The organism is Amycolatopsis sp. cg9 (assembly GCF_041346945.1).
Taxonomy (GTDB): domain Bacteria; phylum Actinomycetota; class Actinomycetes; order Mycobacteriales; family Pseudonocardiaceae; genus Amycolatopsis.
Genome location: NZ_CP166850.1, coordinates 6,259,277 through 6,286,219 on the forward strand (window position 1 = coordinate 6,259,277; position 26,943 = coordinate 6,286,219).

25 protein-coding genes are annotated in these 26,943 nt (G+C 73.9%); 11 read left to right on the forward strand and 14 right to left on the reverse strand.

What is annotated here, in order from left to right; genetic code table 11:
- Positions 1–36: 36 nt before the first annotated feature.
- The gene (locus AB5J73_RS29150; protein ID WP_370961862.1) at positions 37–690 is read right to left on the reverse strand and encodes a TetR/AcrR family transcriptional regulator; all 654 of its coding nucleotides are present in this window, start codon (positions 688–690) and stop codon (positions 37–39) included.
- A gap of 114 nt (positions 691–804) precedes the next feature.
- Between AB5J73_RS29150 and AB5J73_RS29155 the strand changes: the two genes are divergently transcribed.
- A complete protein-coding gene (locus AB5J73_RS29155) occupies positions 805–1,908 on the forward strand; it encodes a serine hydrolase domain-containing protein (protein WP_370961863.1) in 1,104 nt (367 codons plus the stop codon).
- 36 nt (positions 1,909–1,944) lie between these two features.
- On the opposite strand, the gene AB5J73_RS29160 is transcribed toward AB5J73_RS29155, so the two are convergent.
- Together AB5J73_RS29160 and AB5J73_RS29165 are read right to left on the reverse strand one after the other, a co-directional pair.
- Positions 1,945–4,239 (reverse strand): cellulose binding domain-containing protein, encoded by a 2,295-nt coding sequence (locus AB5J73_RS29160; RefSeq protein WP_370961864.1) that lies wholly within the window; start codon positions 4,237–4,239, stop codon positions 1,945–1,947.
- Between the two features lie 124 nt (positions 4,240–4,363).
- Positions 4,364–4,942, reverse strand: coding sequence for a TetR family transcriptional regulator (locus AB5J73_RS29165; protein ID WP_370973376.1), 579 nt, complete (start codon positions 4,940–4,942; stop codon positions 4,364–4,366).
- Between the two features lie 47 nt (positions 4,943–4,989).
- On the opposite strand from AB5J73_RS29165, the gene AB5J73_RS29170 reads away from it, so the two are divergent.
- Positions 4,990–5,868, forward strand: a complete 879-nt coding sequence (locus AB5J73_RS29170) for an SDR family NAD(P)-dependent oxidoreductase (RefSeq protein WP_370961865.1) — start codon at positions 4,990–4,992, stop codon at positions 5,866–5,868.
- 101 nt (positions 5,869–5,969) lie between these two features.
- A complete protein-coding gene (locus AB5J73_RS29175; RefSeq protein ID WP_370961866.1) occupies positions 5,970–6,764 on the forward strand; it encodes a hypothetical protein in 795 nt (264 codons plus the stop codon).
- 375 nt (positions 6,765–7,139) lie between these two features.
- On the opposite strand, the gene AB5J73_RS29180 is transcribed toward AB5J73_RS29175, so the two are convergent.
- From AB5J73_RS29180 to AB5J73_RS29190, 3 genes are read right to left on the reverse strand one after another with little or no spacing between them, the layout of a single operon-like run.
- Positions 7,140–8,042, reverse strand: coding sequence for an NADP-dependent oxidoreductase (locus tag AB5J73_RS29180; protein ID WP_370961867.1), 903 nt, complete (start codon positions 8,040–8,042; stop codon positions 7,140–7,142).
- Between the two features lie 5 nt (positions 8,043–8,047).
- Entirely contained in the window at positions 8,048–8,638 is a 591-nt protein-coding gene (locus AB5J73_RS29185) for an HD domain-containing protein (RefSeq protein ID WP_370961868.1), read from the reverse strand.
- Between the two features lie 47 nt (positions 8,639–8,685).
- Complete coding sequence (locus AB5J73_RS29190; RefSeq protein WP_370961869.1) at positions 8,686–9,336, reverse strand: lytic polysaccharide monooxygenase; 651 nt, start codon at positions 9,334–9,336, stop codon at positions 8,686–8,688.
- 385 nt (positions 9,337–9,721) lie between these two features.
- On the opposite strand from AB5J73_RS29190, the gene AB5J73_RS29195 reads away from it, so the two are divergent.
- Genes AB5J73_RS29195 through AB5J73_RS29205 form a run of 3 tightly spaced genes read left to right on the forward strand, consistent with a single transcriptional unit; the run spans position 9,722 to position 11,657 of the window.
- Positions 9,722–10,090 carry an STAS domain-containing protein gene (locus tag AB5J73_RS29195; protein WP_370961870.1) on the forward strand — a complete coding sequence of 123 codons (369 nt, stop codon included), beginning with the start codon at positions 9,722–9,724 and terminating at the stop codon, positions 10,088–10,090.
- Positions 10,091–10,119: 29 nt separating this feature from the next.
- Entirely contained in the window at positions 10,120–10,929 is an 810-nt protein-coding gene (locus AB5J73_RS29200; protein WP_370961871.1) for a nucleotidyltransferase, read from the forward strand.
- Complete coding sequence (locus AB5J73_RS29205) at positions 10,926–11,657, forward strand: metallophosphoesterase (protein ID WP_370961872.1); 732 nt, start codon at positions 10,926–10,928, stop codon at positions 11,655–11,657. Before AB5J73_RS29200 ends, AB5J73_RS29205 begins: the two co-directional genes overlap by 4 nt.
- Here AB5J73_RS29205 and AB5J73_RS29210 read toward each other — a convergent pair.
- The 4 genes from AB5J73_RS29210 to AB5J73_RS29225 form a co-directional block, all read right to left on the reverse strand.
- Positions 11,618–12,595 (reverse strand): GNAT family N-acetyltransferase, encoded by a 978-nt coding sequence (locus AB5J73_RS29210; RefSeq protein ID WP_370961873.1) that lies wholly within the window; start codon positions 12,593–12,595, stop codon positions 11,618–11,620. The genes AB5J73_RS29205 and AB5J73_RS29210 overlap by 40 nt on opposite strands.
- Before the next feature lie 44 nt (positions 12,596–12,639).
- Positions 12,640–15,921: a BTAD domain-containing putative transcriptional regulator gene (locus AB5J73_RS29215; protein WP_370961874.1), complete on the reverse strand. Its 3,282-nt coding sequence runs from the start codon at positions 15,919–15,921 to the stop codon at positions 12,640–12,642.
- Between the two features lie 62 nt (positions 15,922–15,983).
- The gene (locus AB5J73_RS29220; RefSeq protein ID WP_370961875.1) at positions 15,984–17,126 is read right to left on the reverse strand and encodes a cytochrome P450; all 1,143 of its coding nucleotides are present in this window, start codon (positions 17,124–17,126) and stop codon (positions 15,984–15,986) included.
- A gap of 187 nt (positions 17,127–17,313) precedes the next feature.
- Complete coding sequence (locus AB5J73_RS29225) at positions 17,314–17,676, reverse strand: hypothetical protein (RefSeq protein ID WP_370961876.1); 363 nt, start codon at positions 17,674–17,676, stop codon at positions 17,314–17,316.
- A 263-nt stretch (positions 17,677–17,939) separates the two neighbouring features.
- Between AB5J73_RS29225 and AB5J73_RS29230 the strand changes: the two genes are divergently transcribed.
- Entirely contained in the window at positions 17,940–18,755 is an 816-nt protein-coding gene (locus AB5J73_RS29230) for an alpha/beta hydrolase (protein WP_370961877.1), read from the forward strand.
- 93 nt (positions 18,756–18,848) lie between these two features.
- On the opposite strand, the gene AB5J73_RS29235 is transcribed toward AB5J73_RS29230, so the two are convergent.
- On the reverse strand, positions 18,849–19,619 hold the full coding sequence (locus AB5J73_RS29235; protein WP_370961878.1) for a hypothetical protein: 771 nt from the start codon (positions 19,617–19,619) through the stop codon (positions 18,849–18,851).
- Between the two features lie 150 nt (positions 19,620–19,769).
- Between AB5J73_RS29235 and AB5J73_RS29240 the strand changes: the two genes are divergently transcribed.
- The 3 genes from AB5J73_RS29240 to AB5J73_RS29250 are packed head-to-tail and all read left to right on the forward strand — an operon-like array spanning position 19,770 to position 22,833.
- Positions 19,770–20,522, forward strand: a complete 753-nt coding sequence (locus AB5J73_RS29240; RefSeq protein WP_370961879.1) for an SDR family oxidoreductase — start codon at positions 19,770–19,772, stop codon at positions 20,520–20,522.
- Positions 20,519–21,289 (forward strand): SDR family oxidoreductase, encoded by a 771-nt coding sequence (locus tag AB5J73_RS29245; protein WP_370961880.1) that lies wholly within the window; start codon positions 20,519–20,521, stop codon positions 21,287–21,289. Before AB5J73_RS29240 ends, AB5J73_RS29245 begins: the two co-directional genes overlap by 4 nt.
- Complete coding sequence (locus AB5J73_RS29250; protein WP_370961881.1) at positions 21,286–22,833, forward strand: acyl-CoA carboxylase subunit beta; 1,548 nt, start codon at positions 21,286–21,288, stop codon at positions 22,831–22,833. The genes AB5J73_RS29245 and AB5J73_RS29250 overlap by 4 nt, the downstream gene beginning before the upstream one ends.
- On the opposite strand, the gene AB5J73_RS29255 is transcribed toward AB5J73_RS29250, so the two are convergent.
- The 3 genes from AB5J73_RS29255 to AB5J73_RS29265 all read right to left on the reverse strand — a co-directional run bounded on the left by AB5J73_RS29255 (position 22,830) and on the right by AB5J73_RS29265 (position 25,482).
- Entirely contained in the window at positions 22,830–23,342 is a 513-nt protein-coding gene (locus AB5J73_RS29255) for a dihydrofolate reductase family protein (RefSeq protein ID WP_370961882.1), read from the reverse strand. The two genes, AB5J73_RS29250 and AB5J73_RS29255, sit on opposite strands and share 4 nt — an antisense overlap.
- Positions 23,343–23,401: 59 nt before the next feature.
- The gene (locus AB5J73_RS29260; RefSeq protein WP_370961883.1) at positions 23,402–24,217 is read right to left on the reverse strand and encodes an enoyl-CoA hydratase-related protein; all 816 of its coding nucleotides are present in this window, start codon (positions 24,215–24,217) and stop codon (positions 23,402–23,404) included.
- 71 nt (positions 24,218–24,288) lie between these two features.
- Positions 24,289–25,482, reverse strand: a complete 1,194-nt coding sequence (locus AB5J73_RS29265; protein WP_370961884.1) for an oxygenase MpaB family protein — start codon at positions 25,480–25,482, stop codon at positions 24,289–24,291.
- 225 nt (positions 25,483–25,707) lie between these two features.
- On the opposite strand from AB5J73_RS29265, the gene AB5J73_RS29270 reads away from it, so the two are divergent.
- Positions 25,708–26,871, forward strand: a complete 1,164-nt coding sequence (locus AB5J73_RS29270) for a TetR/AcrR family transcriptional regulator (RefSeq protein WP_370973378.1) — start codon at positions 25,708–25,710, stop codon at positions 26,869–26,871.
- Positions 26,872–26,943: the final 72 nt, after the last annotated feature.

A 26,943-nucleotide genomic window follows, 5' to 3' on the forward strand; every position in this document is an offset into this window, starting at 1 on the left:
CGCGGCCGGGTGTATACGCCCACGCGGGTGCGGTGATCAGGGAATCGCGGCCTCGATGTCGGCGAGCTGGGCCGCGATGAGCTCTTCGAACGCCGCGCCGCGGTCCGCGCCGAGGGGGCGGACGTCGCGGGCGAAGTGGGCCAGCGCGGGAAAGCGCTCGGGGTCGGCGCCCAGCACGGCGACGCGGAACAGTTCCATGCCCTGCTCGCGCTCCTCGGCCGTGATGGTGGTGACCCCGGCTTCGGCCGAGATCAGCGCGGCGATGAGGATCGCGAGCCGGTGGTAGCGCACCGGGATCTCCTCGTCGGGCAGGCCCGCCTCGCGCAGTGCCTGCAGGACCTGTTCCATGACCAGCCGGGAACCGTGGCCGCCCGAGGCGTAGCGGCCCCAGATCGCCGCGATCTGCGGTTGCGTGCCGAAGGCTTCCCGCAAGCGCAGGGCCAAAGCGGTGAGGCGCTGCTTCCAGTCGCCTTCGGGCCGGTAGCCGTCCACGGCGGACACCAGGATGCGGTCGGCGAGCGCGCGCAGCAGTTCCGTCTTGGTGCGGAAGTGCCGATAGAGGCTCGAGGAGTCCGTCCCGAGCGCGGCGGCCAGCTTGCGCACGCTGAACGACTCGGCGTCGCTCGTGCGCAGCAGCTCCGCCGCCGTGTCCAGGATTTCCTCGGTCGTCCAACGCCTGCGGCCTGCCATCGCGCCCCTTTCGCCGAGGCTCAGCATAGCGTATGCACTTGCTGTTGCACGCACCGCGTGCATAATGAGGACACATGGGGTCCGGTCGTCGGGCCCGTGCTCTGGGAGGACACCGTGCTGAATTCCGCCGCACTGAACGCCGCACTCGAAGACGTCCACCGCGCCGGCGTGCCGGGCTTGTTCGCCGAAGTCCGCGACGGCGGCGACGTCTGGCGCGGTGCCGCCGGGGTCGCCGACACCGAGACCGGGCGGCCGGCCACCGCGGACCTGCGCCACCGCGTCGGCAGCATCACCAAGACCTTCACCGCCGCCGCCGTGCTGCGCCAGGCCGAGAACGGCCTGCTCGACCTCGACCGCCCGGCCCGGCACTACCTGCCGGAGCTCGTCCCCGGCGACGCGATCACGGTCCGGATGCTGCTCGACCACACCAGCGGGCTCGCCGAGTACCTGCCCTACGCCTACCCGTCGCTACGGGCGTTCCCCGATCTGGCGAACACCTCGCCGCAGAGCCTGGACGACCACCGGTTCACGCGATTCGACCCAGCCGAGCTGATCCGCCTGGGCGTCAGCGCGCCGCGCGCCGGCCGGCCGGGCGGCACTCCCGGGTGGTACTCGAACACCAACTACCTGCTGCTGTGCGCGCTTCTGGAGCACGTCACCGGTACCGCGGCCGAGAAGGTCATCACCCGGGACGTCATCGAGCGCGCCGGGCTCCGGCACACCGAACTCCCGTGCGGCACGCACGTCGACGGCCCGCATTCGCGGCTTTACGAGTCCTGGTTCGGCATGATCGACCCGCCGCGCGACTACAGCGTCTACGACATGTCGTGGGTCGGGCCGTCGGCGTCGCTGATCTCCACGGTCGCGGACCTCAACCGCTTCTACGCGCGGCTGCTGGCCGGTGAGATCGTCAGCCGGGCGTCGCTCGCGCAGATGCAACGCACGGTGCCGGTGGTTTCCCAGGAGGGCAAGGTGATTCCGTACGGCCTCGGCCTGCACCCGACGGAGGCACCGGGCCGGCCGACGTTCTGGGGCCACGGCGGCACGGTCTGGGGCGGCGGAGCACTGGCCATGACCCGCGCCGACGGCGGGCGGCAGCTGGCCCTCGCGCTGAACCTGCAGCGGTGGAACGCACTCGACGCCTCGGGCCGCCCGCAGCCGCACCCGATCGACGCCGCGCTCGCGGCCTTCCAGCGGATCGCGCTGTACGGCGAGTGAGCAGCGGCCGCCGGCGCGGCCGCTGCCCGGCTCAGTTCACCTGGTGCACGGGACGCCGTCGAGGGCGCACGCCGTCGGGAGGCCGGTGCCCGCCGCGGTGAAGCCGAAGGTCACCGCGGCGCCGGTCTTGAGCGTCCCGTTGCCGCTCGTGTTCGCGAAGTCGTGGTGCGCGCCGGCCGTGGTGCGGACCGAGCTCCACGAACTCGCCACCGTCGTCCCGCCCGGCAGGTCGAGGCCGACCCGCCACGACGTCGTCGCCGTGGCGCAGCGGTTGGTGATGGTGATCTTCGCCGTGTAGCCGGTGTCCCAAGTGGACGCCTGGGCGAAGGCCGCCGACAGGCACGAGGCCGGGGGTGCCGTCGTGGTCGTCGACGGCACCGGGGGAGTGGTGGGCGGGGCGCCGCCCGCCGACTTGAGGAACAACGACTCCGCCGGGTCGGTCTTCGTCGCGTCGACGCCGTGGCCGCCGGTGTAGTCGCGCTGCTCGTTCGCCGCCCAGTCGGGGATCGGGATGCCGGCGACGTCGAGGTGGTGGAAGGCCGAACCGTCCCAGCCGAACTGGTAGACGCGGTGGCGATCCGGGTAGTAGGCGGTGTACGGGGCACCGGCGGTGACCTGCTTGGTCATCTCGTTGCCGAAGAAGACGTTGCGGTAGCCGGAAGAACCGGACCACTTGACCGCCTTCTGCCCGGCGCCCCACCAGATCGGGAACCACGTCGACGCGTCGGGGCCACCGCCGCCCTCCTCGCCGCAGTTGGCCGTGCAGTTGCCGGACCGGTGGGCGTAGGACACCCGGACGGTGTTGAGCTCGAACAGGTTGTTGCGCTCCCAGCCGCCGTGCAGGTTGAGGTCGGAGTCGAAGGAGTTGCCGATGACGACGTTGCCGGCGGCCGACCACTGGAAGGTGAAGTGCCGCAGCCGGGTCGAGGTGTTGCCCGCGTAGACCGAATCCCAGACGCGGGAGCCGCGGAAGTAGCCGTTGCCGCCCTTGCCCTTGTTCCAGGCGCCGTTCAGCTCGTTGTTCACGATCGAGAGGTTCTTGGCCTCTTCGGTGACGATCGGGTGCGAGCCGGTCATGTCCGTGCGGACGCCGCGCACCCAGGCGTCGACGGCCCACTTGAAGACGATGCCGTGCATTTCCGCGTCGGGGGCCATGTTGCCGTAGTTGTCGTCGGCCGCCGCCGGGTCCAGGCCGGGCATCGGCTGGGTGAAGCCGAAGTCCTCGAACCCGACCCCGAGCACGGGATCCACCAGCGGCGCGGCCTTCGAGTCGTAGGTCGTGCCGTCGATCGGCGCCGAACCGTCCGAAGTGGACGTGACCGGGACGTCGTACTCGAGCGGCTTGTCGACCGTGATCGTCCGGTTGGCGGTGTCGAGCGCGGTGATCCGGAAGATCTGCTGGCGCATGTGCATGTTCAGCAGCGGGAACCCGGTGCCGGTGGCGTTCTGCTGCTGGTAGAACTTCGTGGTGTTGGCCGCACGGACGTTGACGTACCCGCCGGCGGCCAGCTTCGCGAGTGAGCCGCTGGCAGCGAGGTACACGACGCGGTCGCCGGTGCGCGCCGCGAAACCGGTGTCACCCGGCTTGGCGCGCAGCTTCACCCCGGCCTTCCAGTGCACGTTGACGGTGCCTTCGAAGATGTCCTTGCGGTTGGCCGGGGCGGCCGCGTAGTCGCTGTTGTAAGCGGGATCGACGCCGCGGGACTGCACGCGGAACAGGCCGCGTCCCGGCCACAGCCAGCCGCCCTTGCCCGCGCCGGACGTCATGCCGTCTTCGTCCCAGTCGGAGCCGTCGGGCGTCAGCGTGTCGTAGCGGGTGGTGGCGTCGGGCCGGTAGGAGAACTTCGTCGCGTCCTTGCCGGCGCCGCGCAGGATCAGGTAGTCGGCGTCTACGTGCAGTTCGCGCGTGACGTCGAACTGCCCGGCGGGGAAGGTGATCAGGCTGAGCCTGGTGTAGCTCGCCGAGGGGGAGCAGGCCGACTTGATCGAGTCGATGGCGGCCTGGATCCCGGCGGTGTCGTCGGCGTTGTCACCGGGCTTGACGCCGAACTGGCCCGCGAGCTCGGCCGGGGTGATCCGGCAGGCCGCGTCGGGGTTGACGTCGGCGTCGCCGGGCAGGGCCGCACCGCCCCGGTACCCGGCTTTGCTCCAGTCGTAGAGCCCGGCGATCGGGGCCCGCCGGTTGGCGGCCCCGAGGTCGAGATCGGTGCGTGCGCCCGGCCCCGGCGCGGCATCGGCGCGGGGCGGGACGGCGTGGACGAGTGCGGCCGCGGTCAGGCACGCGGCCGCGCCGGTGAGGACGGCGCGAAGCAAGGGACCGTTTCGGGTCACCCGAAACCTCCGGAGACTGCTGGGTGGCGGAGGTGTTGCGGCGTGACACCCGGACCGATCCTTTATAAGTCACACTCCGGACATTCGTCAATGTATGTGAATGATGTCCATGTATGTGAACAAATCAGGCGCCGCGGGCGACGGCGGTCAGCAACGTCGTCAGCTGCGCGCGGAACCGGAGCGCGCTGTGCGCCCACTGCGGGTTCTCTTCGTAGAGCTGCCGCAGGGTCGGGGACGGCCGGGACAGCTGGAAGAGGTAGGCCGCGCCGCTGATGGCCGCCGTCAGCAGCGTCTTCGCGCCCGGTTCGGTGAGGTCCGCGGCCTCGGCCAGGGCTTTCGTCAACACGGCGTACGCCGAGGTCGCCGCGGTCTTGTACTGGCGGGCGCGCGCCAGGCGGACCGCCCCCTCCAGGCTGAGGACCACGTGCGTCTGCAGGTCGCAGAACAGCGGCAACCGCTCCATCGAGCCCGCGACGACGTCGGCCACTTCGGCGGCGGTCAGTCCGTGCCTGCCGTCGAGATCGGCCAGCAGCTGGTCGCGCCAATCGGCCCAGCCCTGTTCGGCCAGCTCCAGGAGGAGCTCTTCGCGGGATTCGAAGTAGCGGCGCAGCGCCGACGGGTGCAGGCCGACCCGGTTGGTCACCTCGGTCAGCGTGACCTCCCGCACACCGCGTTCGGCCGCGAGCTCGCGTGCCGCCGTCAGGAGTGCGGTCTTGCGGGTCTCTTTGTCCTGCTCGGAGCGGGCGCGCCATGATCTTCTTCGTGACCGGCGCGTCCCGCGGGCTCGGCCGGCGGATCGTCGAGCAGGCGCTCGCCGCCGGGCACCGGGTCGTCGCGACCGCCCGTGATCCGCGGACCCTCGACGACCTCGCCGCCCGGTACGGCGAGCAGGTCCGCGTCGAGCGGCTCGACGTCACCGACGCGGCCGCGGCCGAAGCCGCGATCGCCGCCGGGGTGGCCGCGTTCGGGCGGCTCGACGTCGTGGTCAACAACGCGGGGCAGGGGGACCGGGTGGCGCTCGAGGACACCTCCCTCGACGTCTTCCGCCGTCAGGTCGAGACCAATTTCCTCGGGACCGTGTACGTCACCAAGGCGGCCGTGCCGGTCCTGCGGCGGCAAGGCGGCGGCCGGATCATCCAGGTCTCGTCGGTGGGCGGGCGCGTCGGCAGCCCGGGGATGACCGCCTACCAGTCGGCGAAGTGGGCCGTCGGCGGGTTCAGCGAGGCGCTGGCCACCGAGGTCGGCCCGCTGGGCATCAAGATCACCGTGCTGGAGCCGGGCGGGATGCGCACCGACTGGGGCGGCGCGTCGATGACCACGCCACCGATCAGCGAGCCGTACGAGGCGACCGTCGGGGTGTCCGCGCGGGCGATGGCCGGCTTCGAAGAGCACGCGAACAGCGACCCGCGGAAGGTCGCCGACCTCGTGCTCACCGTCGCCGCGCTCGACGATCCGCCGCTGCGCCTGCTCGCCGGCAGCGACGCCTACGAGTTCGGCCGGGAGGCGTGGCAGCACCGGGTCGACACCGACGGGAAGTGGGCCGGGCTGAGCCGGTCCACCGACCACGAATCCGCCGATGAGGCCTGGCGCGGTCAGCGCGGCGCGAGCCTCCCGGACGTGCGGGCGTGACGCCGATGGGTGGTCGAGGTTCCGGACGGCCCATGACTGGGTAGCCCACAGGTGTGAGGCTGAGCAGGCTGTGCCTGCTGCGACGAGTGAGAGGTGATCACATGAGCCAGGGCGACGCCCCGGTCGGGCGATCGGTGAAGACGGCGGCGGCCGGCGTTCGGGATCTCGCCGCGGAGGCCGCGCGAGTGGGTGCGGCCGCGGCCGTGCGAGCGGTGGAGATCACCGACCGGAAACTGACCGAGAGCAAGGACGAGCTGACCAAGGTCGGCCGCGCGGCGACCAAGGACCTGGACAAGAGCACGCGGGCTTCCCGCCGTGACGTGCTGTCCGGTTCCACGGCCGCCCGCGACGAAGTGCTGGCCCGCGCGGCGAAGCTGCGGGACCCGGGCCGCAAGGCCGCGCTCGCGGTCGCGGCCGTGGTGGGTTCGGCGAACGAGTCCGGCCGCCGCCGGCGCAAGGCGGTGTCGACGGCCAAGCGCGACTTGGCCGCGGCACTCCAGGAAGCGAAGGGCGTGGCGCGCGGCGAGCGCACCAAGCGGACGCGCTGGCCCTGGCTGGTAGCGGCCGGCGCGGTGGCCGCGGCGACCGTGGCGGTCGTGCAGATCCGGCGGCCGAACCCGTTGGCGGAGCAGGAAAAGCCGGCTTCGGAACCGGCCACCGACACGGCGGCCACGCTGTCCGGCGACAAGCCCGCGGCGGTGCCGGCCGAGGCGCCGGTGGCCCCGAAGCCGACTCCGGCGACGCCGCCGACTCCGGCGGGGCCGACTGGGACGGCTGGGTCGGTCGGGTCGGCGGAAAAGCCGGTCGCGCCCAAGGCGGCTCCGGCGCCGAAGCCGGCGGAGGACACGAAGAACGGCCGCGAGCCGGCCGGGCGGAGCCAGCACAAGGCTCGCTAGCCCCGGTTTCCGCCGCCCGCACCCGAGTGATCACGGGTGCGGGCGGCGGTGTGTCCGGGTAAGCGCTTGCCGGGAGAGGGGGCTCCGGGCGAGTGGGCTCGTGCCGCGGCCGGATCAGCGCGAGTAGGCCTCGGCATGAGCGGCGCCGGGGCGTACGCGACGGGTCGGTGTGCTGGTGCGAGTGGGTTTCTGCGGCCGGGGGATGAGCGGGGACCGGCCGCGTCATGAGTCGTGCGGCGGCTAGGGGGCTGGTGCCGCGGCGGATGAGCGCGGGCCGACCTCGGCATGACCGGTTCCGGGCGAGCGAGACGAGTCCGCAGGACATCAGCACGCCGCGCCTCCCGGCCCGGGTGCAAGGGCTCGCCGGAACCCCGGTCAATCCCCGTCCGCCACCCGGATGACCGTCTTCCCGCGGGTCCGGTGCGCGAACTCCGCCGGCACCTCCGCGAGCGGGCGCACCGCGCCGACCCGGACCTCGAGGCGGCCGTCCCGGACGCGCTGGGCCAGGTCCGTCAGCCGGGTGCGGTCCGGTTCGACCACGAAGAACACCGCCCGGCCGTCCTGGGGGCGTACCCGGGGCGGTTCGGCGATCGTCACCAGCGTGCCGCCCGCGCGCACCAGGGCCGCCGAGTTGTCCAGGACCTCGCCGCCGAGGACGTCGAGGACCACGTCCACCTCGCCGATCTGCTCCAGGTGGGCCGGGTCGAAGAAGGCCGACGCGCCGAGGGTGAGCGCCGTTTCGCGGTCCGCGGGCCGGCCGGTGGCCAGTACGCGCGCGCCCGCCTCGCGGGCGAGCTGCACCGCCAGGGAACCGACGCTGCCCGCCGCGCCGTGGATCAGGACCGTCCGGCCCGCGGTGAGGCCGCCGTGGTCGAACAACGCTTGCCAGGCCGTCAACCCCGAGATCGGCAACGCGGCGGCGGTGACGTGGTCGACGTCCGCGGGCAGCGGCGCGAGGTTGCGCGCTTCCACCGCCACGTATTCGGCCAGGGTGCCGTCGCGGGTCCAGTCGGCCAGGCCGAAGACGCGCTGGCCGACGGTCAGGCCCGTGGTGCCGTAGCCGAGCTCCGCGACCACGCCGGAGAGTTCGTGCCCGGGCACGCTGGGCGCGCGGTCCCGGCCCGCGCGGTCGGTCCACGTGGCCGGCCAGGTGAGCTCGCCGGGGGTGAACGCGGCCGCGTGCACCCGCACGACGACGTCGTTCTCGGCGGCGTGCGGGTACGGCAGTTCGGTGAGGACCGGTTCCGCGGTGCGGTCCCGGACGGTGATGGCTCGCACGGCGATCAACTCCGTTCGAGGGGGTTGGCCGCCATCCGGGTGGCGAGGTCGTTGCGGATCGCCGCGGCGGCCGAGCTGTCCGGCTTGCGGTCCGCCTGGTCGCGGAAGCAGCGGAGGAACTCGCCGACGAGGTCCAGCCGCGGGTACCGGGCCAGCACGTCGGCGCGGAACCCCTCGGGCAGCTCGGTCACCCCGCGTCCGGCGATGTCGGCCGCGGCGGCCCTCGACAGCAGGAAGCCCTCGGGGTCTTCGGCCGGGTCCACCTCCGCCCACATGTGCCGGACGATCACCTCGGCGAGGCGGTCCCGCCGGGCGGCCGGCCAGCCGGCGCCGGCGGCGAACACCCACGCGACGTGGCCGCCGGCGACCTCGAACGGCTTCGTGTGGCTGTCGAACTCCGGGGCCAGCCCGACGTCGTGGAGCATGGCCGCGACGAACAGCAGCTCGGCGTCGAAGTCCAGCTGGTGCGCCTCGCCGAGCGCCGTCGCCCAGGCGTAGACCCGCATCGAGTGGTTCAGCAGTGACGGCGACGAGTACGCCGCCGCCACTTCGGCCGCGGTCGTGCCGGCCGGGCCTTCGGGAAGGGAGAGTTCCATAACCCCGAGGGTACGCCTTCCATTACAACCATTGTATGTAACGTAACTTACCGCCGCCCGGAGAAGTCGACGTCGCTGCAGAAGTAGTACGACTGGTCGAGGTGGCTCGCCTGCCAGATCGTGTAGACGACGTGCCGTCCGGTCCGGGTGCCCGCGTCGACGGCGAGCTGGTACTGCCCCGCGGGGGCGAAGCGGCCGGTCTGTGCGACCAGTTCGAGGTTGCCCCAGCCCAGCGGCTGGGTCGCCGGGCTGAACCCCTGCCGGGTGACGTAGACCCGCAGGTAGTCCGCGCCGTGGTGGGCCTGGTCGGTGACGGTGAGGGTGAACCGGTTGTCCTTCTTCGCCGTCTGCCACGCGCCGACCGCGTCGAGCGCGTTGTAGCGGGGGCTTTGGGTGCGGCCGCCGCTGCACAGCTGCCCGTCGGGGATCACGCCCTGGTGGTCGCCCGCCACGCCTTCGCGGTAGAGCCCGTTCCAGTTCCACATGGCGTTCGAGTCGGCTTGCCAGGCCTGCCAGCACATCGGGTCCTGCGTCGCCATCGCCGGGTTCTGGAAGTCGCTGCCCCAGCGGGCCCAGCACCCGTAGTTGCGCGACGGCGGGTCGGTGGCGGAACCGTGCGCCTCGGCGACGCCGGTGAGCACGCCGCCCAGCAGTACCGCGGCGGCCAGGGAAAGCCAGGTCTTCCGTCCGGGAACCACGCTGTCCTCCTCGAGTCCGGGCTGGATTGGGAGCGCTCCCACGAGATCGACGGCAGACGGTACGCCGGGTGTCCGGTTTCGGCTACCGGGCGGACACGGGTGAGGCAGCGAAGAAAGCGCTTTCTGCGACGCCGCGTCGCTGAACGATTCCTGAACGGCCGAAGGGGGACGGGTGCCGGGTCCCCTGATCGGGCCCGCGATCGGGGACCCCGCGTGAGCGTGCGGGCCCGCGGCTGCCCTTGCCGGGTGCATCCGGAAAAAATGTCACGGCGGGGCCGCGTCCTCGTTCGTGAAGGGGTGTGAGTCCTTCGACCCACCCACCCGGCAAATCGATGACAAATCGATGCAACCGCTCTAGGGTCGGGCGCGGGAGGAAGGAGACCCCGTGCCCGAAGACAGCCTGCCCGTGCTGACGGTGCGCGTGCGCACCGTGCCCGAAGCCGTCGTCGTCGCCGCGCAGGGCGACCTCGACCTCGGGAGTGCGCCGGTGCTGCGCGCCCGGGCCGGAGCCGCGCTGGACGGGCAGCCGGAGGCGCTCGTCGTCGACCTCGGCGGGATCGACTTCTGCGGTTCGGCCGGCCTGCAGGTCATCGCCGAGCTCGTCGCGGCGACCGCGGCCGCGGGTGTGCCGTTCGCGCTGGTCACCGACCGCCGCGCGGTGCTGCGCGCGCTGCAGCTCACGCAGCTGGACGACACCCTCGCCCTGCACCCGACGCTGTCGGGCGCTCTCGCGTGGCTTCGCGAGCGGGCATGAACGGGGGACCGGCCGGGTAGTCCTCCGCCATGGAAGCGGAGGCGCTGCTGCAGAGCCTGACCCGCGTGGTGACCGCGCTGGACGGCACCGGCATCCGGTTCGCCGTGGCCGGCGGCCTGGCGGTGTACGCCCGCGGCGGGCCGCCGTCGGACCACGACGTCGACCTGTTCCTCAAGCCCGGCGACGCGGACCGGGCGGCGGAGGTCCTCGCCGCGGCCGGGCTGCGCCGCGTGCACCCGCCGGAGGACTGGCTGACCAAGGTCTACGACGGCGAGATCCTCGTCGACCTGATCCACCGGCCCAACCACCGGCCGGTGACCGACGAGCTGCTGGACCGCGCCGCGTTCATGCGCGTCGGGTCGACCGCCGCGCCGGTCGTGTCCGGCACCGACCTGCTCGTCGACAAGCTGCTCGTGCTCGACGCGCACCGGTGCGACTTCGCGCCGCTGCTGCAGATCGCCCGGGACCTGCGCGAGCAGGTCGACTGGACCGGGGTCGCCGTGCAGGTGTCGGCGTCCCCGTACGCCCGCGCGCTCCTGGCGCTGCTGGGCGACCTGGCCGTGATCGATCCGGAGGAGGCTCTCGTGCCCGAACCACCGCAGTACCTCGTCGCCCGGCTGAGCCGGGCCCTCGCCGAAGACCCCCGCACCGCCGAGCTCGGCGTGCACGTGACCGTGCGGGGCGAGCACGTCCACCTGACCGGCGAAGTGACCTGCCCCGCGCGGAAAGCGGAGGTGGACGCCGTCGTGGGCGAGTACCTGACCGGGGAGCTGGTGCACAACGACGTCCGGGTCGCCGACGTCCGCGAACCGGCGAGCGCGGAGGAGATCGGCCGATGAGGATCGCCGCGGTCGGGGACGTGCACCTGGGCGAGGACTCCCGCGGCCTGCTCCGGCCGGCCCTCGAGCACCTGGACGGCACCGCCGACGTCCTCCTGCTGGCCGGGGACCTCACCCGGCACGGCACGCTCGACGAAGCCCGCGTCGTGGCCGAAGAGGTCGCGGGGCTGGGCGTGCCGGTCGCCGCCGTCCTCGGCAACCACGACCACCACGGCGACGCCGCGGAGGCGATCGCCGGCGTGCTCCGGGACGCGGGCGTCACGGTGCTCGAAGGCGACGCGGCCCGGTTCGACCTGCCGGACGGCTCGCTCGGCGTCGCGGGGGTCAAGGGGTTCGGCGGCGGGTTCGCCGGGAAGTGCGCCAGCCGCTTCGGCGAGCGGGAGATGAAGGACTTCGTCGAGCACACGATGGCCTCGGCCGAATCGTTGCGCGAAGCGTTGCAGAGCCTCGACACCGACGTCGTCGTCGCGCTGACCCACTACGCGCCGATCCCCGGCACCCTGCACGGCGAGCCACCCGAGATCCACCCGTTCCTCGGCTCGTACCTGCTGTGCGAACCGATCGACGAGGTCGGGGCCGACCTGGCGCTGCACGGGCACGCCCACTTCGGGTGCGAGCAGGGCGTCACGCCCGGCGGGGTCCGGGTGCGGAACGTGGCGCAACCGGTGATCCGGAAGGCGTACGCGCTCTACGAGCTCCACCCGGCCGAGCTGTCCGCGCGGCGCTGAGCCCGGGCCTTGACGAGCGGGGCGTCCCGGGACAGTTCGCGGAAGCCGACGCCGTAGTACAGCTCGCGCGCCCGGGGGTGGCCCGGTGCGCCGAGGCAGGCGACCGTCGCGTGCCCGGCGCCCGCCGCGCGCGCCAGGTGCATGCCGTGCAGGAGCAGCGCCCGGGCCAAGCCGCGGCGCCGGAAGCCCGGGTGCGTCCCGACCGGCTCGAACTCGGCCGTCTTGTTGGCTTCGTCGAGCCACAGGATCGCCGAGCACGCCATCGTCCCGTCCGGTGCCTCGACGAGGACGTGCAGGTCGTCGCGGTACGCCGGGGCTCGCCGGAGGCCTTCGTAGCTTTCGGCGGTGTAGGTCGTGGGCGCCCAGGCGGCCACGTGGGCCTGGACCGCGGCGTCCGGCCCGGCTTCGCCGGCGGTGCGGAACCGGTAGCCCGCGGGCAGGACCGGCTCGGCGAGGTCGGTGAGGTCGCGCTCGTTGAGCTGGGTCCAGGAGCCGGTGTCGCCGAGCGCGTCGGGGTCGGTCTCGTAGCCGTGCGCCGCCCAGCGCGCCAAGGCGAATTCGTCGGCGGTGCCCGGCAGCGCCGAGCGTTCGACGTCCCCCGCCGTGGCTTCGTACCAGGCGATCACCTCGTCGATCAGCGGGGCGTGGCCGGGGTGGACCTGGTGCGCGAGCGAAGCGCCGGTGACGTCCTTGACCGTGCCGTCGCTGCGCCGCACCCGGTGGGGGAGGCGCGCCCAGGCCCACGCCACCAGGTCACCGCCGGAGAACCACAGCTCGCGGCGCCAGCTCGTGCCGGCGGCGACGTGGTCCTTGCCCCAGTTCCAGGCCAGCTCGCCGTAGGACGCGTCGCCGTTCACCAGTTCGGGGCGGGTGGCGGTGACCCGCTGCGCGAGGCCCTGCATGAGCCGGAGGTCGTCGGCGGTCGGTCCGGTGGTCATGGAACGTCACAGTGTCAGGGCCGGGTGACGCCGTCGAATCGTTTTCAGCGGGACAGCAGTCTCCGCACGGCGGCCAGCGCGGGTGCCGCGCCGATGGCGGAGAGGGACGTTTCGGCCGCGAGCCAGCATTCCCGGGCCGCGCCGGGGTCGCCGAGGCGCAGCCGGGCCTTGCCGAGCACGACCAGCGCGTAGGCCTCGCCCAGCCGGTGCCCGGTGGCGCGGAAGCCGTCGACCGCTCGCGCCGCCAGGGTTTCCGCTTCCGCCGGACGGTCCATCGAGACGTTCGCCAGGCTGGTCCTGGCTTGCTCGGCGAGGAGCCGGAAGCCGCCCCGGCCGGCGTCGCGCAGGGCGGTTTCGGCGTGCCGGGCCGGCTCGATGTCTACAGTGGACAGTCCGATCCGGGTGCTGATCAGGCCGCGCAGGTAGCCGATCTTCTCCGCCAGCCGGTGGGCCTCCGAGTATTCGGCCAGCGCCGCCGCCGGGTCGCCGCTCTGGCGGTGGAGGTCGCCGAGCGTGGCCAGCGCGTCCACTTCGAACCGCTGGTTGCCCGCCTCGCGCGCCACCGACACGGCGAGCCGCGCGGCGGGCCACGCCTGTTCGAGGTCGCCGGTGACCCGGTGCACCGCCGCGAGCCGCACCAGCGCGTCGGCTTCGTCGTCGCGGGATCCCAGTTCCCGCAACGCTTCGAGTGCCTCGGTGAGAACGGTCAGCGCCCGGGCGAAGTCGCCGGAGACGCGGTAGCCGTACCCGAGGTTGCACAGCGCGATCGCGGCCGCGTGCGGCGAGCCCAGCCGCCGGCAGAGGTCGAGCGCGCGCTCGTTGTGCTCGACGCCCTCGGCGAGGCGGCCGTGTTCGATGAGCACCGCGCCCAGGTTGATCAGCCCGTTCGCGGCGCGGATCGAGGTGCCGCGCCGGAGGGTGCCGTCCAGGGCGGCGGTGAAGTGCTCGATCGCCCGGTCGAGCCGGCCCAGGTCCAGGTGCACGACGCCGAGGGCGTGCAGGACCGAGTCGGCGCCTTCGCGGGCACCGGCGGCCCGGTAGGACTCCTGCGCGGCTTCGAGCTCGCGGAGCGCGGCCTCGAGATCACCGCGGCTCCAGGCGAGGGCGCCGAGGCTGTGCCGCATGGCCCCGGCGGCACGCTCGTCCCCGGCCAGCCGCGCGGCGCCGAGGCCGGCGGTCGCGGCCGCCTGCCAGCCGGCGTCGAGCCGGTGCGAGTGGAAGAACCCGCGCAGGAGGTCCGCGGCCCGCCAGGCGAACGGCCCCGGATCGTGCCGCGCACACCACCGGATCGCGGCCAGGAGGTTCCCGTGCTCGGCCAGCAGCCACCGCCGCGCTTCGGCGGGCTCGACGGTTTCGTCGGGCTCGGGCGCGTCGGGCAGCCGCTGCAGATCGGGGTAGAGCGCGGCCGCGGCACTCGCGGCCGCACGCAGGTAGTGGTCGAAGAGGCGGTCCCGGGCGGCGGCGCGCTCGGCGGCCGTCAGGTCGTCGCGAGCCCGGCCGGCGGCGTAGGCGCGGAGGAGGTCGTGGAGGCCGAAGCGGTCGTCGCCGCGGGGCTGGACGAGGTGGCTGGTGGCGAGCTCGCGCAGGAGCGGCCCGGCGTCGTCCCGGGCGAGCGCGGTGGCTCCGGCGAGGTCGATGTCCGCGCCGGGGAGCAGGCCGAGCAGGCGGAAGAACCGGGCCGCGGCGGGCGAGAGGGCGTCGAAGGAGAGGTCGAAGGCCCGGCGGACGCCGAGCTGCTCGGCGCCGGGGATCGCCAGCCGGGCCAGCAGGTCGGGGCCGGCTTCGTGCGTCCCGCCGACGGGTTCGGGCTGGGTGGCCCCGGCTTCGCGCGCTCGGCCGGAGGGGTCCGCACCGGCCAGTGGGTAGCCGCGCGTGTCTTCCGGTGCCGCCAGCTCGGTGAGGTAGCCGCGCACCGAACGGTCCGGCCACAGGGCCAGGTTCGCTCCCACGATCCGCAACGCCAGCGGCAGCCCCGCGCACAGGCGCACCAGCTCGCGGGCCGCTTCGTCCTCCGCGGCCACTCTCTCGGGCCCGGCCACCGAGGCCAGCAGGGTGAGCGACTCGTCCGGGGGGAGCTCGGCCAGCTCGACCAGGCGGGTGTCCACCGTGGCCGCCAGGCCGGCGAGGCGGTCTCGGCTCGTGATCAGGACCGCGCAGCCCGGAGCGGCCGGGAGCAGGGCGCGGACCTGGTCGGCGCCGGCCACGTTGTCCAGCACGATCAGCACGCGGCGGTCGGCCAGTACCGAGCGGTACAGGGCCGCGGCGTCGGCCAGTTCGGTCGGGACGCCGCCCGGGCGGACGCCGAGTGCGTGGGCGAAGCGGGTCAGGACCTCCAGCTGTTCCAGGGCCGGGACCGCCGCGTAGCCCTGGAGGTCGGCGAAGAGCTGGCCGTCCGGGAAGTGGCGGGCCGCGCGGTGGGCCCAGTGGACCGCCGCCGTCGTCTTGCCGACGCCCGCCGGGCCGACCACCACGGCGATCGGGGGATGGGTGGCCGGGGCGCGGTCCGGGCCCAGTGTCGCGTCCAAAGTGGACAGCACCGCGGTCCGGCCGACCAGGGTCGTGACGTCCGGGGGGAGCTGCCGGGGGCGGAACTCCGGGACGCCGGGCTCGTCGGCCAGGACGTCCTGGTGGGCTTGCCGCAGCCGCTCGCCGGGGCTGACGCCGAGCTCGTCGGCGAACCGCCGGTGCACCGTGCGGTAGGCCTCGAGGGCGTCGGCGCGCCGGCCCGAACCGTGCAGCGCCCGCAGGTAGGACACCCAGAACGCTTCCCGCCACGGGTGTTCGCGCGTCAGCCGGCCCAGCTCGGTGGTGATTTCGGCGGCGTGGCCGAGATCGAGGCTCACCGCGAAGTACCGTTCCTGCGCCTGCAGCCGCTCTTCGGTGAGCTCGGCCAGGTCGTCCTGGCTCAGGACGTCGGCCGGGACGTCGGCGAGCACCGGGCCGCGCCAGCAGGCGAGCGCGGTGGCCAGCAGGTCGCGTTCGGTGTCCGGCCGGTCCGCCGCCCGCGCGGCGGCGGTCAGCTCGCGGAAGCGCAGCAGGTCGTGCTGCCCGGGTCCGGTCCGCAGCAGGTAGCCGGTCGGCCGGGTCTCGACGACGCCGTCGCCGAGCGCGCGCCGGAGCCGGACCGCGTGGACCTGGATGCTCTTGCGGGCGGTGTCCGGCGGGGCGCCGCCCCACAGCAGCTCGGTGAGCCGGTCGAGCGACACCGGGGTGTTCGGCCGCATCAGCAGCGCCGCCAGCAGGGCACGCACCTTGGGCCCGGTGACGGCGACCGGCACGCCGTCCCGCTCGACCTGCAGCGGTCCGAGCACCCCGAAGCTGAGCATGTCCTCCCCGCCCCCGCGGACCGGGCAAACCGGTCACCGCGGGTGAGCGTAGCGGGACGGGTTCAGCGCGTGATCACGGGCCGCACGACCGGCGGGGTCAGCAGCGAGCCGAACACCGGCTCGGGCTCGACGATCCGCAGTGCGACGTCGTCGAAGGCGGTCCAGCAGTCGAGCACCGCCGCGCTCGCCCGGTTGACGAACCGCGAGCCGACGCAGGCCGCGCCGCCGAAGCCGTAGGGCAGGTAGCGGGCCTTGTGGCCCTCGGGCGGCCGCGCCCAGCGCGAAGGGCGGTATTCGCCGGGCTCGGCCCAGACGTCCGGGTCGCGGTGGAGCAGGTACGTGCACAGGTAGAGCCGGTCGCCGGGGACCAGCGGGACGCCGCCCAGCTCGGTGGCGGCGGTGACCTTGCGCGACAGCAGCCAGGCGACCGGCCACAGCCGCAGGGCCTCGCTGACGCGGTGGGCGGCGGGCTCGGTGCCGCGGACCGGCGCCAGCGTGGTGCCCGCCGGCGTGCCCGGCCGCCAGCCCCGGTCGAGCAGCGCGGTCCAGGCGAACACCATCGACGCGGCCCGGCAGACCGCGCCGACCAGGCCGTGCAGGGCGAGGGCGACGTCGTCGGCCGAGCCGAGCGCCGCTCGCATCGCGTCCGGCAGGGAACCGGTGCGCCCGGCCGCCCAGCGGTGGAGCGCGGCGTCGGCGCGGCTGTGCGCGAGCCGCCCCCGCAGCCGGCGCAGCGTCGTGGCCGTCCGGTCGAGCCCGTCGGACGCGGCGAGGGCGTCCTGCAGGGATTGCCGGGCTTTCGCCGGCAGGCCGGGGAAGAGCTGTTCGCCGAAGAGCTTCAGGTAGCACCCGGTAAGCGCGCCCGGCCAGGTCTCGCCGGCTTCGGCGGACCGCCGCAGCTCGGCGGTGATGCGTTCGGGCGGGACGGCCTGCCAGGCCCGGTCCAGTTCCCGCGCGAGCGCGGCGTTGACCGGGCGGCTGCGTTCGGCACCCGGCACCCAGCCGGCGACGGCGCCGAACGTCGCCGCCTTGGCTTCGAACGGCGTGGTGGTCCCGGCCAGCGCCGTGCGGACCAGTTCGTCGCCGGACACCAGGTACCGGCCCGGTTCGAACCGGCGGATCGCGATCCCGTCGCCGGCCCACCCCTCGAGGGCGGCCCGTGGATCGGTGAGGAACCCGTCCGGTTCGGCGAGTGTCTGTCGCACAGCGGTCTCCCGGGGATGCGCCGCGGCCGGGGTCGTGGTGACCCCGGCCGCGGTGGTGATCAGTAGATCTCGTAGTAGAAGCGCCAGGCGGCGCCGAGCTCGCGGGTCCGGATGCTGCGCACCACGGAGCGGGCGAAGAAGCGGATCGTCGTCATGCGGGTTCTCCTCTTTTCGATGGGTGTTGCGATTACCAGCGGAGGCCGATGTTCGACGGGCCCGCGGGCCCGCCGACGTTGGCCTCGAGAGTTTGGGCCGGCACGTTGAAGCAGACCCAGGACGACGGCGGCGCCTCGGCGGCGAACCCGGTGCGGCACACGACGCCGTTCTGGCCGTGGACGATCCACTCGGCCGGTCCGCTGCCGTGCACGTCGGCGTCGACCGAGAGGGTGCCGCCCGGGAACCAGACCGGGTCCGTCCGGCAGAAACCGCTGTCGGGGCACGTCTTCGAGGTGCCGCCCTGTTCGGTGGCCAGTGCGCCCGGCGCGGCGAGCGCGAGCGCACCGGCGGCGACCGCCCCCACGACGGCCGCCCGCTTCCCTGATCGGTTCATGTCTGCCCCTCTTCCCCTGCGGTGACGGGGGCGGGCGCCACGGACCCCCAGTCCGCGGCGCGCGTCACGACGGACGCGGGAAAGTGCTCCCCCGTGTGTCCCCCTGGCCGCCAGACGACCGGCTCCCGTGCACCGGCACGTCCCCCCTGCCGGTGCGCTCCGGACCCCAGCCCCCAGGCTCCGGCCGTCTGGCGTAACCGATCTTGCCCGACGCCGGTTAAAGCCGGGCAAAACCCGGATACTCGGCGGGGAGGTGGTGGCGCTTGACCGGAACGGTGCTCGTGCGGGTGCTGCCGGCGGCCGCGCTGGTCGTGGTGCTGGTGCTGGGACTGGTGTGGGCGCTGCAGCGCCGGCTGGTCTACCTGCCCGACACCGCGCCGGTACCGGCCGCCGCGAGCGTGCTGCCCGGCGGCGAAGACGTCCGCCTCCGCACGGCCGACGGCCTGGAGCTGGGTGCCTGGTACGTCGCGCCCCGCGACCGCGAGCCGGCGGCCACGGTGCTGGTCGCCGGTGGCAACGGCGGCAACCGGGCCGGGCGCGCCCCGCTGGCCGCGAAGCTGGCGGAGGCGGGGCTGGCGGTCCTCCTCATCGACTACCGCGGCTACGGCGGCAATCCGGGCGGCCCCAGCGAAGCGGGCCTGGCCCTCGACGTCCGCGCGGCCCACCGGTTCCTGACCGAAGAGCGGCGGGTCCCGCCGGAGCGGCTCCTGTACTTCGGCGAGAGCCTCGGGTGCGCCGTCGTGACCGAGCTGGCCACGGCGCACCCGCCGGCCGGGCTGCTCCTGCGCTCGCCGTTCACCGACCTCGCGGCCGTGGGCGCCGAGGTCTACCCGTTCCTGCCGGTGCGCCTGCTGCTGCGCGACCGCTTCCCGGTCGAGGAGCAGGTCGCGCGCGTGCGGGTGCCGACGGCCGTGGTCCTGGGCGGCGCGGATTCGATCGTGCCGCCGGCCCAGAGCCGAGCGGTGGCGGCCGCGGCGTCGGCGCGGGTGGTGGAGGTCCCCGGTGCCGGCCACAACGACCCGGTCCTGCTGACCGGCCCGGAGCTGATCGAGGCGGTCCGGGCGCTGATCCCGCGCTGACCGGTCCGGTCCGGGCGGCGTCACCGCCGCGGGATGCCCGAGGCCGTGAACGCGGTCACCGCCCCGGAGTTCGGCGACGCCGGGTGAACCGCGTCACCGGCCCAGTTTCTTCAGCAGCTCCACCCCGTCGACGACCTGGTCGGCGGGCGGGGCGGGGATGTCGACCGGCTTGCCCCAGTCCCGGTAGTCGGTGGTGCCCTTGGCCGCCGCGGGGCCGGCGGAGAAGTCGACGGCGAACCGGACGGGCCGGGCCGCGGCGTCGAGCCACAGCTGCGCGGGCACCTTGGCGGGGCTCGGCTGCTGCGCGAGTTCGGGGAACAGCTCCGGCGCCTTCGCCGGGTCGAGTTCGAGCCGGTAGTGGTTGACGGGCACGTCGCCGAGCTTCGTCTGCCCGGCCGAGACGATCCGGCCGGTCCGCTCGATCTCCGCCAGGGCCCGGCCGAGGTCCGGCAGCTTGACGGCGAGGGGGACGCCGGCGCCCAGTGCCTGCGCGACCGGGTCGGCGCTGCCGGCGTCGGTGCCGACCCACGGCTTGCCGGGGACCGCTTCCTGCGGTGTCCGCGTGAAGGTCCGCTTGCCGAGCACCCGGGTCTCGCCGCCGTCGTACACCATCGACAGCGAGGTCTCCCCGCCGTCGAACCGGAGCGAGCCGGTGAGCTGCTGGGTGGTGGGCCCGAACACGGCGGTCGTCGTGTACCCGGCGGACGGCCCGTGGCCGATCCCGGCCCGGGTGGTCCCCACCAGGCCGGCGATGTCGGTGGCCGGGGGCGCGAGCGCGGGCGGGGCCGGCGGCGGCACCGGGGCCGGGTCGCAGGCGGTCAACGCCAGTGCCGCGGCGGCGATGGTCAGGACGGACTTGCGCACCCGGGCCCCCTCGAAGTCGTGTTCCGGGGGAAGGTAGCGGGGGAAGGTCACATTCCGGGCAGGGTGTGCGCGGTGGTCCCATCGCGCATAATGGGCCACTGACCGACTGCTTGGTATGTGCCGGGCACCACACGAAGGAGACACACTGCCGTGAACTCGTTCAAGGATCGCGTCGCGATCGTCACCGGGGCCAGCCGGGGCATCGGCCTCGGGATCGCGAAGACGCTCGTCGAACGCGGCGCCAAGGTGTGCATCACCGCGCGCAAGCCGGAGGCCCTCGAAGAGGCCGTGAACTCCCTCGGCGGCCCGGACGTCGCCATGTTCGTACCCGGGAAGGCCGACGACACCGACCACCAGGACGAGGCGGTCGCCAAGACGGTCGAGACCTTCGGCCGGCTCGACTACCTGGTCAACAACACCGGCATCAACCCCGTCTACGGGCCCACCCTGGACATCGACCCGGCGGCCGCGGCCAAGATCCTGGGCGTCAACGTGCTCGCGCCGCTGGGCTGGACCAAGCGCGCCCGCGACGCGTGGATGGGCGAGCACGGCGGCGCCGTCGTCAACGTCGCTTCCGTCGCCGGTCTCGGCGCTTCGCCGGGCATCGGCATGTACGGCGTCAGCAAGGCCGCGCTGATCCGGCTGACCGTCGAGCTCGGCGCCGAGCTGGGCCCGCAGATCCGCGTCAACGCCGTCGCGCCGGCCGTGGTCAAGACGAAGTTCGCGACCGCGCTCTACGAGGGCCGCGAGGAGGAGGTCGCCTCGGCGTACCCGATGAAGCGGCTCGGCGTGCCGGCCGACATCGCGGGCGCGGTCGCCTTCCTGCTGTCCGACGACGCGGGCTGGATCACCGGCCAGACCGTGGTCCTCGACGGCGGCGTGACCCTGGGTGGTGGCCTGTGACCGGCGTCGTCGTCACCGGCGGTGGCGGCGGCATCGGTGCCGCGCTGGCCCGCCGCTTCGCCGCCGGCGGCGCCCAGGTCGTCGTGGCCGACCTCGACGGCGACAAGGCCGGCGAAGTCGCTGCCGAGATCAAGGGCACGGCGTTCGTCGGCGACGTCGCGAGCGTCGACGGCGTCGCGAAGCTGATCGAGAGCGCCCGCGAGACGCTCGGCGAGATCGACATCTACTGCGCCAACGCGGGCATCGCGCCCTTCGGCGGCGCGGAAAGCCCCGAGGAGGTCTGGGCGCGCACCTGGGACGTCAACGTCATGGCGCACGTCCGCGCGGCCAACCAGCTGCTGCCCGCGTGGCTCGAACGCGGCGAGGGGCACTTCATCGCGACCGTGTCCGCCGCCGGCCTGCTGACCAGCCTCGGCTCGGCGCCGTACTCGGTGACCAAGCACGGCGCGCTCGCGTTCGCCGAGTACCTGTCGGCGACCTACCGGCACCGCGGGATCACCGTGCAGGCGATCTGCCCGCAGGGCGTGCGCACGGCGATGCTGGAGAGCACCGGCACCGCCGGCCAGCTGCTGATGGGCGCGTCGGCGATCGAACCCGAGCAGGTCGCGGACGCGCTGTTCGCGGCGATGGAGTCGAAGCAGTTCCTGGTGCTGCCGCACCCCGAGGTCGCGGACTACTACGCGGCGCGCGCGACGCAGACCGACCGCTGGCTCGGCGGGATGAACAAGCTGCAGCGCAAGGTCGAAGCGGCGCTCGAGGCGGAATGAGCTGGCAGCCGGAGGTCGACGAGCTGGCCCGGCGGCGCGAGCTGGCCGAGCGCATGGGCGGGCCGGAGAAGGTGGCCCGCCAGCACGCCGCCGGGCGTTCGACGGTCCGCGAGCGGATCGCGGCGCTCGCCGACCCCGGCAGCTTCGACGAGATCGGCGCGCTGGCCGGCACGGCGTCCTATGTGGACGGCTCGCTGGAGTCGTTCACCCCGGCCAACTTCGTCATCGGCACCGCGCGGCTCGACGGCAGGCGGGTGGCGCTCGGCGGTGACGACTTCACCGTCCGCGGCGGGGCCGCCGACGCGGCGATCATGGAGAAGCAGGTCTACGCCGAACGGCTGGCCCACGAGCTGCGGCTGCCGCTGGTGCGGCTGATCGAGGGCACCGGGGGCGGCGGCAGCGTCAAGATGCTGGAGCAGCACGGGTTCACCTACGTCCCGGTCAACCCGGGCTGGGACCTCGTGGTGGACAACCTTTCCGCGGTCCCGGTGGTCGCGCTCTGCCTGGGTCCGGTGGCCGGGCTCGGCGCCGCGCGGGCGGTGATGTCGCACCTGAGCGTCCTGGTCGAAGGCGCCGGGCAGCTGTTCGTCGCCGGGCCGCCGGTGGTGAAGCACGCGACGGGGGAGGACCTCACCAAGGAGGAGCTCGGCGGCGCCGACGTCCACCGGCGCAGCGGTGCGGTGGACCGGATCGTTGCGTCCGAAGCCGAGGCGTTCGCCGTGGCGAAGCGGTTCCTGTCGTACCTGCCGTCCTCTGTGGACACCCTGCCCCCGGTGACGGCCACCTCGGACCCGGTGGACCGCGCCGACGAGGGGCTGCTTTCGCTGGTGCCGCGCAACCGGCGCCGGCCCTACCGGTTGCGGCCGTTGCTGGACGGCGTCTTCGACGCGGGCTCGGTGTTCGACTACGCCGTGTCGGGCGGCTCGGCGTACGCGGGACTGGCGCGGCTGAACGGGCACCCGGTCGGCGTCCTGGCCACCGACCCCTACCGCGGCGCGACGCTGACCCCCGAGGGCGCCGACGTCATGACCCGGCTGGTCGACCTCTGCGAGACGTTCCACCTGCCCCTGGTGTCGCTGACCGACCAGGCGGGCATGGTGATCGGCGCGGCGGCCGAGCGGGCGGGCGCGATCCGCCACGGTGCCCGCGCGGTCACCGCGGTCTACCAGGCGCGGGTGCCGATGGCCGAGGTGATCGTCCGGCGCGTGTTCGGCGTCGGCGGCGCGGGCCAGGTCAACCGCCACCGCCTGGTCCGCCGCTGGGCCTGGCCCTCGGGCGACTGGGGCTCCCTGCCGGTCGAAGGCGGCATCGAGGCGGCCTACCGCGCGGAGCTCGACGCGGCCGACGACCGGGCGGCGCGGATCGAGGAGATCCGCGCGCGCCTGGACGCGGTGCGCTCGCCGTTCCGGACGGCGGAGCGCTTTTCGGTCGAGGACGTCATCGACCCGCGCGAGACCCGGTCCCGGCTGTGCGACTGGATCGGGGACGCCTACGCGGTGCTGCCGAAGCTGGCGGGCCCGCCGTCGTTCGGGACGCGGCCCTAGCGGACGCGGTACCAGTGCGGCCGGAGCGGTTCGAGCGCGACCGGCTCGCCGCCGGGCCGGTCGAACATCCGGACGCCGTCGCCGAGGAGCACCGGGACGGGCAGGGCGAGGATCTCGTCCAGCAGACCGGCTTCGAGGCATTGGCGGGCGACGTCGGCGCCGAGGACGTTGACGTACTTGCCGCCGGCGGCCGCCTTCGCTTCGGCGACGGCTTCCTTCAGGTCGCCGCTGAAGGTGACCCCGGGCGCGGGGGCGGCGGGCCGGTGGGTGAGCACGAACTGCGGCCCGTCCCAGCCCCCGCCGAACGCCTTGCCCTCGCCTTCGGTGCCGCGGTGCGGGTCGTCGCCGTCGTAGGTCCGGCGCCCGACGAGCAGCGCGCCGATGCGGGGGATGAGCTCGTCGACGGCCGGGTCGGGCCCGAGGTGCGGCGTCAGCCAGGACATGTCCCCGCCGGGGCCGGCGATGAACCCGTCGAGGGAGGTGCTGAAGGCGTAGAGCAGCTTGGCCATGGGACCTGCTTTCCGTGGTGGCTTCGGACGGGAGTACTGACCGGCCGCGCCACGGAAACTCATCGGTCCGGGAACTTCGGGGGACGGCGCTCGTTCCAGCTGGCCAGTCCCTCGGCCAGTTCGGGACGGCCGAACGACTCGATCATCAGCGCCGTGGCCTCCCGCGCCGCCTCTTCGAGCGGGAGGGACGCTTCCCGCTCGAACTGCCGCTTCATCACGGCCATCGAGCGGGGCGCGCTGTAGGTCGCCAGCTCCGTCGCGTAGGCGTGCGCGCGCAGCGGCAGCTCCTCGGCGGGGACGACTTCCTGGACCAGGCCGTAGTCCAGGGCCTGCTCCGCGGTGAACGTGCGGCCGGAAAGCAGCAGGTCACGGGCCCGCCCCTGGCCGACGAGCGCCGGCAGCAGCTTCGCGACGCCGTATTCGGCGATCAGCCCGCGCCGGGCGAACGCCGTGGTGAACTTCGCGCCCGCGGCGGCGAACCGGACGTCCGCCGCGCAGGCGATGACGAACCCCAGCCCGGCACAGCCGCCGTTGATCGCGGCGACCACCGGGACACCGACCGAGGCCGCCGCCAGGACGTCCCGGAAGTTCTCGTGCCCGCCGCCGCCGGCCGGCGGAGCGGCGGCGATGCCGTCGAGCAGTCCCAGGTCGGCGCCGGGGCAGAACGCCTTGCCCGCTCCGGTGACGACGACCGCGCGGACGCCGGGGTCCGCGTCGGCCTGCCGCAGCAGGGCGCCGTAGCGGGCCTGCATCGGGACGTCCATCGCGTTGCTGCGGCCGGGTTTGTCGAACGTCAGGGTCGCGACCGCGCCGTCCGCCGCGTACCGCACGCCAGCCACAGTGGACAAGGCCGCCTCCTCGGGGTCGGCCACCATACTAAGCGGTCGCTTCGGTCATGGCCAGGTCCCGGCCTGCTCCTGGGCCGCACCGGCGCTCTCGGCAGCGGTCACGCCCCCGGCCGGTTGCCCGTCGGGATCGTGATCGGCGTGGTCGTCGGTGAGCTGACCTTGTTCAGGAACAGCATCGCGATCGCGCGGATGAACTGGTCGAACAGGTAGAAGCCCGCCGGGGCGATGGGCAGCAGGCCTTCCCGGAACGCGATGTAGGCCGGCCAGCCGGTGCGGACCAGCGTCGCCGCTGCGTAGTCGCGGGGGAGGCCGAGCCAGTCGCCGACCGCGTCGCTGAGGACGTAGCGGACGAATTCGTTGAGGAAGCCGCGGGTGACGCCCAGGTCGATCTGCGCGGTCAGGCCGAGCAGGTCCTCCGCCAGCTCCTTGCCCTCCGTCGTCGGGGACAGCAGCGGGGTGAGCACCCGCGTCGACTGCGCGTCGGCCTCGGCCCACGTCTTGGGGATGAACTCGTCCCGGACGCCGAGCAGGTGGATGGCGACCTGCCACTGGTGCAGGAAGGCCTCTTCGTCCGCGGCCGACATCGGGACGCGCCACTCGAGCAGCTTCCGGTGCACGTAGGTGCCGAGGCTGTGGAAGGTCACCAGGATGTCGCCGTTGCTGATCGGGATCTGCTCGTCGGCGACCGCCCGCCAGTGCGGCGACTGCGGCAGCAGGTGGCGCACCGCGGCGTGCACGAGGCGCGTCTTGTTGGCGGTGACCACGAACTGGCCCGAGGGCTGGAACGCGTCGAGGTCACTCAGGTCGTAGCCGAAGGTGAACGTCTTCGCCGCGCGGTCCTGCATGTTCGCCCCGCCCGCGGACCAGTAGACCGACTTGGCCTCCCGCGGGATGACCGTGCTCATGATGCCGCTGCCCAGGCCGTAGAGCATGAACAGGTAGGTGTCCTTGCGCCGGTTGAAGTCGGCGGCGCGGCGCAGCTTCGCGGCGTCGGCCCAGGACGGCAGCCGGTTGACCTGCTGGAGGTAGGTGGCGAGCTCGGCGGGCAGGCCGGTGGGCAGCGGGTCGCTGTTGTCCACCCACGACCGCAGGGCGGTGTTGACCGCGGGGACCTGGCCGGTGTCGAGAACGCCGGCCATCAGCCGGTCCACCTCGTCGTCCCACGTCCACCACGGGTCCGCGCCCGCGGCCTGCGCTCCGGTCGACGCCCAGGCCGGGACGGCGCTCGCCGCGCTCACCAGCCCCAGCGCGACGCCGAGCGAAAGAACATTCCTTCGGCTGAGATTGCTCATTTACTTACCTAGCTTCCTCGGTAGGCAGTACCTGCTTTGAGCGTCGATAAACGAGAGGCGAGCGTGCACGTTCAGGAAGAGATTCCCCATTAACATAGCGAGGCCGGTCGCCGGTCGGCAAGAGCCGTGACCGCCTGAATCGGTCCGTCGCCGGGCCCGCGGTCCGGTTCGTGGTTGACTGGCACGCATGGCCCCGCTCCCGCGCACCCCCGCCCGGCGGCCGCGGTGACGGCCGGGCCGGCCGCGGCGGCCCGGCCGCGCAACCGCAAGCAGCTCATCGTCGAGGCGGCGGCCACGCTGTTCAGCGAACGCGGCTACCACTCGGCGTCCATGGAGGAGATCGCGGCCGGCGTCGGCATCACCGCGGCCGCGCTGTACCGGCACTTCCCGAACAAGTACGCGCTGTTCGCCGAGTGCGCGAACGTCATGGTGGACCGGCTCGGCGCGGCCCTCGCGGAGGTGCCGCCGGACGGGCCGCTCGCGGACGTCCTGGCCGCCGTCACCCGGGTCACCGTCGCCCACCGCGGGGCGGGTGGCCTGTACCGGTGGGAGGCCCGCTACCTCGACCGCGACGACCGCCGCGTGCTCAAGGGGAAGTTCGGGCACGTCGTCGGCCGGGTGGCGGCCGCGGTCCGCCGTGAGCACCCCTCGCCCGACGAGCACCTGCGGGCGGTGGCGGCCCTGGGCGCGATCGGCTCCGTGACGATGCACCACAACTCGATCGCCCGGCGGCGCGTCGAAGACCTCCTGCTGGCTTCCGCGCTGCGCGTCGCCGCGACCGACACCCGGCAGGCGCTTCCGGGCGGGCCCCTCGTCGAACTGCCCGCCCTGCCCCTCCCGCGCACGCGGCGGTCGGAGATCCTCGCGGCCGCCATCCCGCTGTTCGAACGGGCCGGGTTCGCCGCCGTCACCAACGGCATGATCGCCGAAGCCGTGGGGCTGGTGCCGTCCGGGCTCTACCGGTACTTCCCCGGCAAGGCCGACATCCTGGCGGCGGCGTGCCTGCAGGCGGCCGGCCTGCTGGCCCAGGCGGTCGAGCACAACCTGCGCGGCGTGACCGGCGCGCGGGACGCCCTGATCGCGCTGACGGCGACCTACGTGGCGTACAGCTTCGAGCACCACGCCCTCACCAGCGTGGCCGACGCCGAGATCGCCGGCTTGCCCGACGGCTTGCGCCGCCCGCTGGTGGCCGCGCAGCGCGAGCACATCGCCGTCTGGGAGCAGCACCTGCGCCAAGCCCGCCCCGACCTCGACGCACGCCAGGCGCGGGTGCTGGTGCACGCCGGCTTCGGCGTGGTGGTCGAGGCCGGGCGCCGCCTGCGGTGGGCGGACCGCCCCGAGCACCGGGCCGCCGTCGCCGCGATGTTCGTGAGCGCCCTGGAGCGGTGAAGGTCACGCCGGCGGCTGAGCCGTTCGGGTGGTGGTGTGCCCGGCGGTCAAACCGCCGCGGGGCGCCGGGCG

What these genes read in the sequence shown, in the direction of transcription:
- AB5J73_RS29215 (WP_370961874.1), bottom strand. Translation starts at nt 15,921, where the DNA reads ATGCTCAGCTTCGGGGTGCTCGGACCGCTGCAGGTCGAGCGGGACGGC.
- AB5J73_RS29210 (WP_370961873.1), bottom strand. Translation starts at nt 12,595, where the DNA reads ATGACCACCGGACCGACCGCCGACGACCTCCGGCTCATGCAGGGCCTC.
- AB5J73_RS29250 (WP_370961881.1), top strand. Translation starts at nt 21,286, where the DNA reads ATGAGCTGGCAGCCGGAGGTCGACGAGCTGGCCCGGCGGCGCGAGCTG.
- AB5J73_RS29265 (WP_370961884.1), bottom strand. Translation starts at nt 25,482, where the DNA reads ATGAGCAATCTCAGCCGAAGGAATGTTCTTTCGCTCGGCGTCGCGCTG.
- AB5J73_RS29260 (WP_370961883.1), bottom strand. Translation starts at nt 24,217, where the DNA reads ATGGTGGCCGACCCCGAGGAGGCGGCCTTGTCCACTGTGGCTGGCGTG.
- AB5J73_RS29150 (WP_370961862.1), bottom strand. Translation starts at nt 690, where the DNA reads ATGGCAGGCCGCAGGCGTTGGACGACCGAGGAAATCCTGGACACGGCG.
- AB5J73_RS29255 (WP_370961882.1), bottom strand. Translation starts at nt 23,342, where the DNA reads ATGGCCAAGCTGCTCTACGCCTTCAGCACCTCCCTCGACGGGTTCATC.
- AB5J73_RS29200 (WP_370961871.1), top strand. Translation starts at nt 10,120, where the DNA reads ATGGAAGCGGAGGCGCTGCTGCAGAGCCTGACCCGCGTGGTGACCGCG.
- AB5J73_RS29170 (WP_370961865.1), top strand. Translation starts at nt 4,990, where the DNA reads ATGATCTTCTTCGTGACCGGCGCGTCCCGCGGGCTCGGCCGGCGGATC.
- AB5J73_RS29205 (WP_370961872.1), top strand. Translation starts at nt 10,926, where the DNA reads ATGAGGATCGCCGCGGTCGGGGACGTGCACCTGGGCGAGGACTCCCGC.
- AB5J73_RS29175 (WP_370961866.1), top strand. Translation starts at nt 5,970, where the DNA reads ATGAGCCAGGGCGACGCCCCGGTCGGGCGATCGGTGAAGACGGCGGCG.
- AB5J73_RS29225 (WP_370961876.1), bottom strand. Translation starts at nt 17,676, where the DNA reads ATGAACCGATCAGGGAAGCGGGCGGCCGTCGTGGGGGCGGTCGCCGCC.
- AB5J73_RS29185 (WP_370961868.1), bottom strand. Translation starts at nt 8,638, where the DNA reads ATGGAACTCTCCCTTCCCGAAGGCCCGGCCGGCACGACCGCGGCCGAA.